Below are 13,781 nucleotides of genomic sequence, written 5' to 3' on the forward strand. Positions count from 1 at the left end.
GCGCCCCCGTCGTCGTTCTCTCCGGGCGTTGTCACCCAAGCCGGACCACGTCATGTTTCCCCGAACCCCGCCACCCTCGGGGCCGTGACCCTGCGAGATCACGGCCCAAAGGTGTCGTCGTTGAGTCGTTCATGCCGTGGACCGGCCGCGCCCCCTCAGACGCCCGTCGTCTCGTCGGACGACTCCGCGGGCCCGCGCCGGGCTGGCACAAGCACCGTGATGTTTCCGGGGCCCGGCTTGGACTCACCCACGGCCGAGGCCGGGATGTCCGCGCCCAGGTCCGCGACCACCGCGTCGAGCGAGGCCCCCGTCGGCACCACGGCGTCCCCGAGCAGCACGGACCGGCGCACGCGAGCGCCGCGCTCAACGGTGACCCCCGGGCCGATGACCGAGTCCTCCACCTCACCCTCGACCCGCGCGCCGGGGGAGACCAGGCTCCGCCGGACACTCGCCGAGGGGCCGATCCACGCGGGCGCCGTCTCCCGCGGGTTCGTCAGGAGAGGCCAGGCGTGCCGATCCAGTTCGAGGCCCTTGCCCTCAACGAGGTCCATGTGGGCCTGGAAGTACGCGTCAATCGTGCCGATGTCCCGCCAGTAGCCGTCGAGCCGGTACTCGTGCGCGCGTCCCCGCTCCACGAGCGCCGGGATGATGGACTCGCCGTAGTCGCCGAGCGAGTCTCCGTCGATCTCCGGGTCGTGGTCCGCCTCGCCCGCGGCCTCGGACGCCTTCTCCTCGGCCACGAGGGCTCGGGTCACCTCGGCGAGCGCCTCGACGCTGTACACGAACACCTCCGTGGCCACGAGCTGCCCCTCGGGCTGTTCCGGCTTGTAGTCGTACCGGGTCACGGCCCCGTCGTCGTCCACCTGCACCACGCCGTAGCGGGAGGGGTCCCCGGGCACCTCGGTGGTCACGACGGTCAGCTCGGACCCGCGCTCGGCGTGCTGTTCGAGGACCGGCCGGAGGTCCAGGTGGTACAGGTGATCGGCGGAGAGGACGACGACGGTGCTGGCGCCAAAGGACTCCAGGAGTGGCACCTGCTGGTGCAGCGCGTGGCCGTTGCCTGCGGCGAAGCCCTCTTCGCTGCGCCCTTCGGCGGGCGGGAGGATCTGGAGGCCGTGCCGCGTCGAGTCGAGGTCCCACGGCCGACCGCCCGCGAGGTGCCGGTTCAGGGTGAAGGGCCGGTACTGCTCGACAATCCACACGTTCTCCAGCCCCGAGTGCGCGATGTTCGAGAGCACAACGTCGATCATCCGGAACGAGCCGGCGAAGGGAACGGCGGGCTTGGCCCGAGCGTCCGTCAGGGGAGACAGGCGGGACCCGCGTCCGCCTGCAAGGACGAGCGCGACGACAGGCGGTTCGGGGTGGGCGGGGAACGGGCGGGCCATCGTGGCTCCTTAGGGCGGCGGCTGGGGATGTGCCCATGCTATGCGCCGGGGCTGGGGCGTGTCCGCTCCCGAGAGGCACCGGTGCGGGCAGCGTGTCGCGGCCCGGGCACAGCGCCGGCCGGCTAGCCGAGGAACGCGTCGTAGAACTGGATGAACACGCCGCCGAAGACGAGCACCTCGGCCACGGCCACGATGACGAACGTCCAGTGATCGAAGAAGCGGACGACGCCGGCTGGCGCGGGGATGGTCCCGGTCACAAGGTTTCGCTTGAGCGTGGCGAAGAACATCGGCAGGGCGAAGAACCACACGATCATGCAGTAGATGCACAGCGCGCCGATGACGAAGACCGCCGAGTAGTAGAGGAAGCCGAGGAACGCGAGGGCCAGGAAGAGGCCGATCTGCAAGCACACCCAGAACCACCGGCGGAACCGGGCCCCGGCGAGCATCGACATGGCGATGGTGACGACGATGGCGAAGCCGACGATGCCTATGAGCGGGTTCGGGAACCCGAAGAGGGCCGCCTGCCACGACTTCATGACGGTGCCGCACGAGAGCCACGGGTTGATGTCGCAGCTCGTGACGTAGCCGGGGTCCTTGTAGAGGTGCAGCCGCTCCGCGACGAGGATGGCGGAGGCGATCCACGCGCCGACCGAGGTGACGAGGAGGGTCCACGCGAAGGCGCGGTCCACGGGCGGCAGAGCCGGCGGCTCGTTGAGCGCGCTGCGCGAGCCCTCCTCATGCCGCGTCCTGGCCCCGTCAGGGGCGGTCTCATGGTCCAGGGCGGTGCTGCCTTCTCCTGCGTTCATAGGACTCAGGATATCCCTGGCTCCCGCGCCACGGTCCGCGCACGCGTGCCGGCACTCGGAGTTTCCGGCGCCTCCGTGAGAGCATGGTAGGCAGGTCCAGTGGCACTCGCCGCACCGAGCGCCCTGGCCCCGTCGGAAGTGCCGCAGGAGAGCGCACGCGCCGGACGGCCTGGAGCCCGCGCAAGACACGCGGGCCGGCCGCAGGGCAAAGGAAAGCCCCGGGCGCGTCTTCACAGAGCACGAGTGGCACAGGCCCGACGCCCCGCGGAGTGTCGCGGGGAGAGACGAAGGATGTGCGGCTGGACGCAGGGCACGCCCCACGCGGACCGGCCGAGGTCAGAATCCGGCGGACCCCCGAGTGCGAGCGGTGAGGACTGCCCACGAGAATCGAGTTGACTCATGTCAGACACAGACGCAACACGTCACGGCGCCCCTGAGGCGGACGCCCCGGCCACCGAGGCGCCGAGCGCCGACGCGCAGACCACCGCCGAGAACGCCCCGGTCTCCGAGTCGGGCGCGCAGGCCCAGGAGACGCCCGGCACCGGGCAGGAGACGACGACGACGGCTGCCGCCCAGCCTGAGGCCGCCGAGGATGAGACTGCGGAGGACGAGACGCCGGAGGACGGCAAGCCGGTCATCAGCATCGACCCGTTCGACCCGTTCCACATCCCGTCCGAGGTCGAGTCCCTCATCGTCGAGACGATCGAGGCCGAGGTCAAGGAGCGCCCGTCGCGCAAGCGCCGCGGGGACGCGGAGGACTCCGCCGAGGAGGGCTCGTCCCGCCGCCGCCGTCGCCGCCGCCGGGGGGACGAGGACATCGAGCTTGAGGGCGGCGAGGACGAGGATCCGCCCAACACGATCACCCGCGTTCGCGCGCCCCGCGCCGCCGCTGCCGAGGGCACGGGCCCGGAGAACGTGACCGCGCTCAAGGGCTCGACGCGCCTCGAGGCCAAGCGCCAGCGCCGCCGCGACTCCCGGGACGGCGGACGCCGCCGCGGTGTCATCACCGAGGCCGAGTTCCTCGCGCGTCGCGAGAGCGTCGAGCGCACGATGATCGTCCGCGAGAAGGACGAGCGCATCCAGATCGGCGTCCTTGAGGACGGCGTCTTGGCTGAGCACTTCGTCTCCAACACGACCCAGGACTCGCTCATCGGCAACGTCTACCTGGGCCGCGTCCAGAACGTGCTCCCGTCCATGGAGGCCGCGTTCATCGACATCGGCCGGGGCCGCAACGCGGTCCTCTACGCGGGCGAGGTCAACTGGGACGCCGTCAAGCTCGAGGGCAAGCCGCGCCGCATTGAGAACGCCCTCAAGGGTGGCGACACGGTCCTCGTTCAGGTCTCGAAGGACCCCGTGGGCCACAAGGGCGCTCGCCTGACGAGCCAGATCTCCCTGCCCGGCCGCTACCTCGTCTACGTCCCGGACGGCTCGATGACGGGCATCTCCCGCAAGCTGCCCGACGTCGAGCGCGCGCGCCTGAAGAAGATCCTCAAGGATCACCTGCCGGCTGACGCGGGCGTCATCGTGCGCACGGCCGCCGAGGGCGCGTCCGAGGAAGAGCTGACGAACGACATCAACCGCCTGCGCGTCCAGTGGGAGGGCATCCAGAAGGCTGCCCAGAGCCGCAAGACGGCGGCGCCCGAGCTCCTCTACGCGGAGCCGGACCTCACGATCAAGGTCGTCCGTGACGTCTTCAACGAGGACTTCACGAAGCTCATCGTCTCCGGCGAGAACACGTGGGACCAGATCGAGGCGTACGTGACGTACGTGGCCCCGGACCTCGTGGAGCGCCTGGAGCAGTGGGCGGGGGAGGACGACGTCTTCGCCCACCACCGCATCGACGAGCAGATCAACAAGGCCCTGGACCGCAAGGTGTACCTGCCGTCCGGCGGCTCGCTCGTCATCGACCGCACCGAGGCCATGACCGTGGTCGACGTCAACACGGGCAAGTTCGTCGGCTCGGGCGGCAACCTCGAGGAGACGGTGACGAAGAACAACCTGGAGGCGGCCGAGGAGGTCGTGCGCCAGCTTCGCCTGCGGGACATCGGCGGCATCATCGTCATCGACTTCATCGACATGGTCCTCGAATCCAACCGCGACCTCGTCCTGCGCCGCCTCGTCGAGTGCCTCGGGCGGGACCGCACGAAGCACCAGGTCGCCGAGGTCACGAGCCTCGGCCTCGTCCAGATGACGCGCAAGCGCATGGGAACGGGCCTGCTTGAGGTCTTCGGCGAGCAGTGCCCCGAGTGCGCTGGCCGCGGCATGATCACGCACGAGGAACCCATCCTCCACCGCCGCCCCATTGCCCCGAGCGCCCCTGCTCGCGGCGAGGGCCCGGGTCGGTCGGGCCGAGCCGAGCGCCGTCGCGGCCGCAAGCGCGGCGGCGAGCAGGAGGGCTCGCAGGAGACCTCGCAGGAGAGCGTCTCCTCGCAGGCGCCTGAGGGTGCCTCGCAGGCCCCTGAGGCGCACGACGACGCGCCTGCGGCCACGGCTCCCCGCCCGAGCGGCCAGGCGCGCGACGGTGTCACGCCTCTGCCCGTCGAGGCGGCCGAGCCGAGCGAGACCGCACGCGCCGAGGGACACGAGGACGAGCGGGGCCAGTCGCGCTCCGAGGACTCTGCGGGGGAGCGGCCCCAGCGCGGTCGGCAGCAGCGCGAGCGGGGCGGCCGTTCCAACGGCTCGCGCCGTGGGCAGTCGCAGGACGCGGCGTCCGAGCCCGCAGAGGCCGCTGCGGAGCCGTCTCGCGAGACCGAGTCCAAGGGCGGCAGCGGCCGCCAGGGGGACCGACGCCGCAACGAGCAGCGCTCGTCTTCGAACGGCCAGCAGGATCGGGGGCGTGGCCGCGGCCGTGGCGGACGTCCGAACGATCTCGACGCCATCGGGACGGGGACCCGGCTCGCTCCGGGCTCGCTCGCTTCCGGCTCGGTCCCGTCGCGTGCGTCGGACTCTGACGACGAGACCGCCGAGCAGACCGGCCGAGGTCGCAATGACCGCCGCAAGGCCGAGCCGGGCCAGAGCCTGGCAGGGAACCGCTCCGAGGGCAGGGGCCAGTCTGGCCGCTCACGCTCGGGCCGCGCGTCTGCGTCTGCAGAGACGATCGAGGTCGGCGGCGAGCGCGTGAACCTGCCGCAGGGCGGCGAGGGCGGCTCAAGCCAGGCCGATCATGTGACGTTGGACAAGCTGGACGACGTCTTCTCCGGCAAGGGCGGCCGCGGCGAGTCTGCGTCCGAGGAGGGCCGGGGAACGTCCCGTCGCCGCCCCTCGCGGCGCGCGTCCGCCGAGGCCACGCAGGCGGGAAGCCACTCGATTGAGCCCCCGGCGGCCTCTGCTGAGCCCAAGCAGGCTGAGAAGCCGGCGGCCAAGGCCCCCGCGGCCCCGTCGTCGTCCGAGAAGCCGGCAGCGGCAGCGCGCCCCAAGCGCGTGCGCCGTGTGGCTGTGAGCGCCCAGGGCGCGAGCGAGGTGGCTGTCCGCGAGCCCGTGGCGCAGTCAGCCGCGACTCGCGTGGTGGCGTCCGCAGCGAGCCGCCCCGCCGAGCAGAAGAGCGCCGCAGCGGCGCCCGTCATGCTCGGGGTCGGCGTGCCCGCCTCGGAGATCGCCCGGCCCAAGAAGTAGGTGGCGACGCGCCGAAGGTCCAGGCGTTATGTGCTCCGCGCCTAGTGGAGTAGAATGGATCTTCGGTGCTTTAGCCTCCAACTGACGTTGGCCTTTGAACCGTCCGGGTCCGCCCGGGCTGCCTTCCGGGCCAAGGGGTTGTCGGTGTGGCTACAAGCCATGCCGTGAGGCATCTCTTTCACCCCCGGTGAACAGGGCCCGCGCAGTTTGCCTGCGTGAGGCGGCCGGGCGCGGGGGAAGAGCAGTCAGAAGTAGTAAACGTCTAGAGAAGTGAGAACCAAGTGGTGTACGCGATTGTCCGTGCCGGCGGCCGGCAGGAAAAGGTGTCCGTTGGAGACCTCGTGACCCTTGACCGCGTTGCCTCGCAGCCCGGCGGCACCATCGAGCTGCCCGCTCTGCTCCTGGTGGACGGGGACAAGATCACGTCGTCGGCAGATGAGCTGGCGAAGGTCACGGTCACGGCTGAGGTTGTTGAGAACCTCCGTGGTCCGAAGATCGTCATCCAGAAGTACAAGAACAAGACCGGCTACAAGAAGCGCCAGGGCTTCCGTGCCGCGCTGACCAAGGTGAAGGTCACGTCGATCGCCTAACGGCGCTTCGACCTCCCCATCCATCGTTTCCAAAGGTAGGACAGACACATGGCACACAAGAAGGGTGCGAGTTCCACTCGCAACGGTCGGGATTCCAACCCGCAGTTCCTCGGCGTGAAGCGCTTCGGCGGTCAGGTCGTTTCCGCAGGCGAGATCATCGTTCGCCAGCGCGGAACGCACTTCCACCCGGGCGCCGGCGTGGGCCGCGGCAAGGATGACACGCTCTTCGCCCTCGAGGCTGGAGCCGTCGAGTTCGGCACGCGTCGCGGACGTCGAGTCGTCAACATCGTCGCATCGGCAGCCGAATAGGCTTCCCGCTCTAGGGCCGCGAACCCCGTGGGTTCGCGGCCCTTTTGTCTCCCCTGGCGGCCGAGCCGCCGATCCACCCCCGGGCATACACTGGCCCTACGCACGAGAAAGCAAAGCGAGGACCCATGGCTGAGTTCGTCGATCGCGTCGTCCTACACGTCTCCGGGGGCAAGGGCGGGCACGGCTGCGTGTCCATCCGCCGCGAGAAGTTCAAGCCCCTCGGCGGGCCCGACGGCGGCAATGGCGGTGACGGCGGCGACGTCGTCCTGCGCGCCGACCCCCAGGTGACGACCCTCCTGGACTACCACCACTCTCCGCACCGCAACGGCGGCAACGGCATGCCCGGAATGGGCGACCACCGCGACGGCAAGCTCGGCGAGAGCCACACGCTGACCGTCCCCGTCGGGACGGTCGTCAAGACGAGGGACGGGGAGATCCTCGCGGACCTCGCGACCCCTGGGGCCGAGTACCTGGCGGCCAAGGGCGGCTTGGGCGGACTCGGCAACGCGGCGCTCGCCTCGACCAAGCGCAAGGCCCCCGGTTTCGCCCTTCTCGGCACGCCGGGCACGGGCCAGGACATCGTCCTTGAGCTCAAGTCCATCGCAGACATCGCACTCGTCGGCTTCCCGAGCGCAGGCAAGTCATCGCTCATCGCCGCGATGTCTGCCGCGCGCCCGAAGATCGCCGACTACCCGTTCACCACCCTCATCCCGAACCTGGGTGTGGTCCAGGCGGGCGACGTCCGGTTCACCATCGCCGACGTCCCCGGCCTCATCGAGGGCGCCGCAGACGGCCGCGGCCTCGGCCACGACTTCCTCCGCCACGTGGAGCGCTGCGCCGCCATCGTGCACGTCCTCGACACTGCTTCGCTCGAGTCCGACCGGGACCCGATCAGCGACCTGAAGATCATTGAGGCCGAGCTGGCCAAGTACTCCGTGGACATGTCGTTCGGAGAGGGAGCCGTGCCGCTCAACGAGCGTCCCGCGCTCGTGGTCCTCAACAAGGTGGACGTCCCGGACGGCGAGGACATGGCTGCGTTCGTCAAGGAGGATCTCGAGTCCCAGGGCTACCGCGTGTTCGAGGTGTCCGCTGTGGCTCACACTGGCCTGCGAGAGCTCGGCTTCGCCATGGCGGAGCTGGTCCAGCAGGCCCGCGACGCCGTGGAGGCGGAGCCCGAGGTCATCACCCCCGAGGTGCTGCGCCCCAAGGGCTCCCGCACCAAGAATGACAAGGGCTTCATCATTCGCCGCGAGGAGCGCAACCTCGAGCCGCTGTTCCGCGTCATCGGAGAGAAGCCCGAGCGGTGGATCCACCAGACCGACTTCCGCAACGAGGAGGCCATCGGCTACCTCGCGGACCGCCTGGCCCGCCTGGGCGTCGAGGATGAGCTCTTCAAGATGGGCGCGCGCCCGGGAGACGCCGTCGTCATCGGCCAGAGCGAGGACTCCGTCGTCTTCGACTGGGAGCCGACCATGGCTGCCGGCGCCGAGCTGCTCGCGTCGCCGCGCGGCACGGACATCCGCCTCCAGGAGGTCCTGCGCCCGACCCGAGAGCAGAAGCGCGAGGAGTACGAGGAGCGCAAGCAGGCCAAGGCCGCCGCGCGCGAAGAGCTCGAGACCGAGCGCAAGGCCGGCATCTGGACTGAGTCGGTGGACGGCCGCCGCCGCACGGACGGCTAGGGGGAAAGCGGGATGACCGTGGAGCCCTCGTCACCGGCGTCGGCGGGCCCGCTGACCGGCCCCCTGGCCGCCGCCAGGCGCGTCGTCGTCAAGGTCGGCTCGTCCTCTCTCACGAGTGAGCAGGGCGGGATCAGCGAGCGGGCCCTCGGCGACATCGTCGACGCCCTCGCAGCCTTGCGCCTCCGCGGGGCCGAGGTCGTCTTCGTCTCCTCGGGCGCCATCGCCGCGGGCCTCGCCCCGCTGGGCTTTGCCCGTCGCCCCTCCGATCTCGCGAGCCAGCAGGCCGCGGCGACCGTGGGCCAGGGCCTGCTCATGCACCGGTACGCGGAGCGGTTCGCGCGCCACGGCCTCGTCGTCGGCCAGGTGCTGCTCACGAGTGAGGACCTCGTGCGCCGCTCGCACCACATCAACGCCTCGCGGGCCCTGGAGCGTCTCCTGGGCCTCGGGGCGGTGCCTGTCATCAACGAGAACGACGCGGTGGCCACCCAGGAGATCCGGGTCGGGGACAACGATCGCCTCGCCGCGCTGGTGGCTCACCTCGTCAAGGCGGACGCGCTCCTCCTCCTCTCGGACGTGGACGCGGTCTTGACGCGCCATCCCGACGACGGCGGCGTGCGCATCCCGGTCGTGGCCCGCGAGTCGGACCTGGACGCGGTGGAGGCCTCTCGGCCGGGCACGGGGATCGGCACGGGCGGCATGGCCACGAAGATCCGGGCCGCGAGCCTCGCCGCGGACTCGGGCATTACGGCCCTCGTGACCAGCGCTCGGCGCCTCAGCGATGTCGTGCGCGGCGAGGATGTCGGCACGCTCTTCCCTGCCCGTGGCCCGCGTCAGCCGGCCCGGCGTCTCTGGCTCGCGCACCTCGCGGACGCGCGCGGGAGCATGAGGGTGGACGACGGCGCGGCTCGCGCCCTGCGGACCCGCCGCGGCTCGCTCCTCGCCGCCGGGATCATCAGCGTCGAGGGGGACTTCACCGCCGGGGACGCCGTCGAGATCCTGGACCGGGAGGGTGCGCTCGTTGCGAGGGGGATGTCCGCGTACGACGCGGCGGACGTGCCTCGCATGATGGGACGGAGCACCGCGGACATGGCGGCCGAACTCGGCGAGGGGTACGATCGCCCTGTCGTGCACGCGGACGCTATGGCCGTCGTGGCCTAGGCTGCGGCTCCCGTCCGGCTCGGTCCGAGCAGGCCCCGCCCCCGCGTCGCGACGCACCAGCGAGACACGACTGCGACCGAGGAGCCCCCATGCTGGCACAGCCCACCACGCCCGTCGAGACCGAGCTCTTCGCGCGGTGCGAGCGAGCGCGCGGCGCCGCGGACCGTCTTGCCGAGACCACCCGCGAGACCCGGGACGCGGCCCTTCAGGCCATGGGCGAGGCCCTCATCGCGAAGGCCGCGGTCATTCTCGAGGCCAACGCCCTCGACGTCGAGCGGGAGACCGCTGCGGGCATGTCGGCGCCGCTCGTTGACCGCCTCCGCCTCACCGAGGAGCGAATCCGGGCCCTCGTCGACTCCCTGGAGGTCGTCCGCGCTCTCGAGGACCCTGTGGGGCGCGTGCGGCGGGGGAGCACCCTGCCGAACGGCCTGCGGCTGCGGCAGGTCACGGTGCCGCTCGGCGTCATCGCCTGCGTGTACGAGGCGCGCCCCAACGTCACGGTCGACATCGTCGCGCTGGCGCTCAAGTCCGGGAACGCGGTGCTGCTCCGCGGCGGATCGGCCGCGCGCGAGACCAACACCGTCCTCATCGAGGTTCTCCGGCAGGCTGTGGCCGAGTCGGGCGTGGACGCGGACGCCGTCGTCGGGTTGGATGACCTGGGGCGCGACGGCGTCCAGGCGCTCTTCGGGGCGCGCGGCCACGTGGACCTGCTCATTCCTCGGGGCGGGCGCGAGCTCATCCGCCGCGTGACCGAGGAGGCGCGTGTGCCGGTCATCGCGACGGGCGAGGGCAACGTCCACATCGTCCTGGACCGCGGCGCGGACGAGGCGCAGGCCGTCGAGATCCTGCTCAACGCCAAGACGCAGCGCACGGGCGTGTGCAACGCCGCGGAGACCCTGCTCGTTCTCGACGGGGCCGAGGCGGCGCCCGCCGCCCTGCGGGCGCTCGTCGACGCCGGCGTGACGCTCCACGCGGACGAGCGGGCGCGGGAGCTCGTGGCCGCGAGCGAGCGCGTGGTCCCGGCCACGGAGGAGGACTGGGAGACCGAGTACCTCAACATGGACCTGGCAGTGCGGACCGTGGACTCTCTCGAGGAGGCCATCGCGCACATCCGCCGCTACTCGACCGGACACACGGAGGCCATCCTCACTGACTCGACGCGCAACGCCGAGCTGTTCCAGCGGCGCGTGGACTCGGCGGCCGTCGTCGTCAACGCCTCAACGCGCTTCACTGACGGCGGGCAGTTCGGGCTCGGCGCGGAGGTGGGGATCTCCACAGACCGCCTCCATGCGCGCGGTCCCATGGGTGTTGATGAGCTGACGACGACGAAGTGGCTCGTCACGGGCGACGGGCACGTTCGACCCTGACGGGCAATCTGAGGCGGAATTCCGCCGCGCCGAGCCCGGCGGTCGTCCCGCTTCGGCCCGTGGACAGTAGAATGGCAGTGAACACGTTTGAGCCAACCTCTAGGAGAAGTCAGTGCAGTCGGTTCTCAACTCCCTGGTCCTCGCGTCCGCTGAGTCCGGAGAGAATGCCTCCCACGCGGGAGCGATCCTCATCGGCGCCCTGATCTTCGGGGTCCTCATGCTCCTCATGGTCGTCACGATGGCCTTCAGCAACGCCGCGCACCGCCACCCGCAGACGCCTGCGCGGATTGACCCGCACCGCTCCGTCCACAGCCGGGATTCCCACCACTGACGGTGGACCTGGGCGGAAACTTGACTTCTACGCGCACTCAGCCGCGCCGGCTGGGCATCATGGGCGGCACGTTTGACCCCATCCACCACGGCCACCTGGTCGCGGCGAGTGAGGTCGCGGCCAGGTACGACCTGGACGAGGTGATCTTCGTGCCCACGGGCCGCCCGTGGCAGAAGGCGGACCAGCTTGTGACGCCGGCGGAGCACCGGTACCTCATGACGGTGGTGGCCACGGCCTCCAACCCGAGGTTCACCGTCTCCCGCGTGGACATCGATCGTGCCGGGCCCACCTACACCGTGGACACCCTCCGGGACCTCAAGCGGCAGTATGCGGAGAGCGAGCTGTTCTTCATCACGGGCGCAGACGCCCTGGCGAAGATCATGTCCTGGAAGGACGTCGACGAGATGTGGGATCTCGCGACGTTCGTCGGCGTGACTCGTCCCGGCCATGTGCTCTCGAACCAGGGCCTTGAGGGCGTCGAGCTGCTGGAGATCCCCGCCATGGCCATCAGCTCAACGGACTGCCGGGAGCGTGTGCGCGAGGGACTGCCGGTCTGGTACCTCGTGCCGGACGGCGTGGTCCAGCACATCGCTAAGCATCACTTGTATTCATCGGAGATGCCTGAGACGGAAGATCCCCTGGTCTCCGCTGAGGGCCACAAGGCAGAGGATCAGCACTCATGACCGCCAACGAAGACTCCACCGTCAAGGGGCCGCGCCGCGGCCGTCGGGCCGCCGGACCGGTCACGCCCGCGCAGGCGCCTTCGGCGACCCCGCTTGGCGCGCCGTCGGCGGATGACCGCAGCGCCCAGCCGGGACCCACTCAGGCCCCCGCGCCCGTCAAGGGCGGGGCGGAGCCGACGACGACGGGAACCCGCCGCGCTCGACGCCGAGCTGCGGAGCCGGTCCCCACTGAGGTGAAGGCTGCGCCGGCCAACGCCCCGAAGTCCTCGGAGCGTCAGGCGAAGCCGGCCGCCGGCCTCGGTGCGCCGGGCTCGACGTCTGCCCCGGCCAAGGTCTCCGCGCCCGAGGCGCCTGCGCCCACGTCCGGCGCGCCCAAGCGCACTGCGGCCAAGGGCGCTGACGCCCGCGAGACCTCGCCCAAACCCACTGCGGCCAAGGGCCCTGACGCGCGCGAGACCGCGTCCAAGCCCACTGCGCCCAAGGGCGCCGAGGCCCGCGAGACCGCGTCCCAGCCGGCGGCCAAGCCTGGCCCCGCTGCGGCGGACGCGCCCTCGGACACCAAGACCACTCGCCCAAAGCCCGCGACCCCGGGCGCTGGCGGGGTTCCGGAGCCGATGTTCAAGGCCTCCAAGTGTCGCCGTCTGGAGGAGGAGCGTCAGCGCGCTGCGGCCAAGACGGGCGCGGAGGCCGCCGAGACCGAGTCCGAGGCCGCCGAGTCGACGATGTCCTCGGCCAAGTCGGCAGGCTCCGGCCGCGCGGCAGATCAAGGACCGCGCGGGTTCCTCTCCCGCTTGCGCCGCGGGTCCGTGGCCCCTCGCCCCGCCGTGACGGCGCCGAGCCCGGCGGCGGCGCCGTCGTCGACCGTTGAGCCCACTGCGCCCGAGGCCCGCAGCGAGGCGCCCGAGGCACCCCAGTCCAAGGCTGTTCCCGCGCGTGGGTCGGCCGGGGCCGCTCGGACGACGCCCGCGGAGGAGGCGAAGACGAGCGCCGCCGCCCCGGTCGCGAGCACGGAGAAGGCCGCCGAGGCCGAGGCGCTGTCCGCCGAGCCCAAGACGACCGCCCTGGCGAAGACGCCCGCCCCGAAGCCCGGCGAGAAGAATGCCGCTCCGAAGGACGAGGCCAAGCCGAAGGGCCGCGCCGCCCTGGACGCCGCGTGGGAGGACCCGGCGCCGCAGACGAGCAAGATCGGCAAGCTCACCGCGCCGGCCGTCGAGGAGCGGAAGAGGGAGCAGGAGCGGGCGTCCAAGGACGTCGTGGACCCGGGCAGCGCCACCGCCGTCCTGTCCGCGGGTGCCGTCGCAGGCGGAGCCCAGGCTCCCGCCGGTGCAGGCGCCGCGAAGGACGCCGCTGAGAAGGGCGCAGCCGTTGACGGCGCCGAGTCGGCACCGAAGGACGCGAAGGCCGCCGCAGGTGCCGAGGAGTCCGAGACCCAGGGAGCAGCCGCCGAGGGCACCGCCGCGCCACGCGGGAGCGAGACCGACGAGACACCTGCCGGCACCGGCAACCTCGGCATGGTGACACCCGTGGACTTCGAGAAGACCGCGGACGGCCAGCGGGGCGCCATGAAGGCGCCGCCCACGGCCAGCGTGTCCATCGTGACGCCCGCCGACCGCGCGGCCGCCTCGGAGCCCTCCGCCCCGACGGACGCGACGACAGCCCAGGACGCGGACGAGACCGAGGACGTCAAGCCGCCGCGCGGCCCCGTCCCCGCCTCGAACTCCAGCGGACTCGATTCACTTCACCCCAACGACGCTGCCGGCAGCCGCCGGAAGCGCATCATGACCGAAGGCGCCCTGCTGGCGGGAGGCGTGGCCGCATTGGCCGCGGCGATCGTCATGTGGATCAACCGCTGACCGGTCCC

General features: G+C 71.4%; 11 protein-coding genes. 9 read left to right on the plus strand and 2 right to left on the minus strand.

Features of this window, described 5'->3' with window-relative positions; genetic code table 11:
• Window positions 1–155 precede the first annotated feature (155 nt).
• On the minus strand, window positions 156–1,385 hold the full coding sequence (locus J2S35_RS09550) for a glucose-1-phosphate adenylyltransferase family protein (RefSeq protein ID WP_309852743.1): 1,230 nt from the start codon (window positions 1,383–1,385) through the stop codon (window positions 156–158).
• A 122-nt stretch (window positions 1,386–1,507) separates the two neighbouring features.
• The gene (locus J2S35_RS09555; protein WP_309852746.1) at window positions 1,508–2,191 is read right to left on the minus strand and encodes a vitamin K epoxide reductase family protein; all 684 of its coding nucleotides are present in this window, start codon (window positions 2,189–2,191) and stop codon (window positions 1,508–1,510) included.
• Window positions 2,192–2,590: 399 nt separating this feature from the next.
• On the opposite strand from J2S35_RS09555, the gene J2S35_RS09560 reads away from it, so the two are divergent.
• The 9 genes from J2S35_RS09560 (at window position 2,591) to J2S35_RS09600 (ending at window position 13,773) form a co-directional block, all read left to right on the plus strand.
• Window positions 2,591–5,803: an Rne/Rng family ribonuclease gene (locus J2S35_RS09560; RefSeq protein ID WP_309852748.1), complete on the plus strand. Its 3,213-nt coding sequence runs from the start codon at window positions 2,591–2,593 to the stop codon at window positions 5,801–5,803.
• Window positions 5,804–6,084: 281 nt separating this feature from the next.
• Window positions 6,085–6,393: a 50S ribosomal protein L21 gene (gene rplU / locus J2S35_RS09565; RefSeq protein WP_309852750.1), complete on the plus strand. Its 309-nt coding sequence runs from the start codon at window positions 6,085–6,087 to the stop codon at window positions 6,391–6,393.
• Window positions 6,394–6,441: 48 nt separating this feature from the next.
• Window positions 6,442–6,702 (plus strand): 50S ribosomal protein L27, encoded by a 261-nt coding sequence (rpmA, locus tag J2S35_RS09570; RefSeq protein WP_309852753.1) that lies wholly within the window; start codon window positions 6,442–6,444, stop codon window positions 6,700–6,702.
• Window positions 6,703–6,827: 125 nt separating this feature from the next.
• Complete coding sequence (gene obgE, locus J2S35_RS09575) at window positions 6,828–8,381, plus strand: GTPase ObgE (RefSeq protein ID WP_309852756.1); 1,554 nt, start codon at window positions 6,828–6,830, stop codon at window positions 8,379–8,381.
• 12 nt (window positions 8,382–8,393) lie between these two features.
• Window positions 8,394–9,539 carry a glutamate 5-kinase gene (gene proB / locus J2S35_RS09580; RefSeq protein WP_343825683.1) on the plus strand — a complete coding sequence of 382 codons (1,146 nt, stop codon included), beginning with the start codon at window positions 8,394–8,396 and terminating at the stop codon, window positions 9,537–9,539.
• A gap of 89 nt (window positions 9,540–9,628) precedes the next feature.
• Window positions 9,629–10,906: a glutamate-5-semialdehyde dehydrogenase gene (locus J2S35_RS09585; RefSeq protein WP_309852762.1), complete on the plus strand. Its 1,278-nt coding sequence runs from the start codon at window positions 9,629–9,631 to the stop codon at window positions 10,904–10,906.
• A 112-nt stretch (window positions 10,907–11,018) separates the two neighbouring features.
• The gene (locus J2S35_RS09590; RefSeq protein WP_309852765.1) at window positions 11,019–11,237 is read left to right on the plus strand and encodes a hypothetical protein; all 219 of its coding nucleotides are present in this window, start codon (window positions 11,019–11,021) and stop codon (window positions 11,235–11,237) included.
• A gap of 59 nt (window positions 11,238–11,296) precedes the next feature.
• Window positions 11,297–11,920, plus strand: a complete 624-nt coding sequence (gene nadD, locus J2S35_RS09595; protein WP_380083660.1) for a nicotinate-nucleotide adenylyltransferase — start codon at window positions 11,297–11,299, stop codon at window positions 11,918–11,920.
• A complete protein-coding gene (locus J2S35_RS09600; protein ID WP_309852770.1) occupies window positions 11,917–13,773 on the plus strand; it encodes a hypothetical protein in 1,857 nt (618 codons plus the stop codon). The genes nadD and J2S35_RS09600 overlap by 4 nt, the downstream gene beginning before the upstream one ends.
• The last annotated feature ends 8 nt before the right edge of the window (window positions 13,774–13,781 follow it).

It is taken from the genome of Falsarthrobacter nasiphocae (assembly GCF_031456275.1).
Lineage (GTDB): Bacteria > Actinomycetota > Actinomycetes > Actinomycetales > Micrococcaceae > Falsarthrobacter > Falsarthrobacter nasiphocae.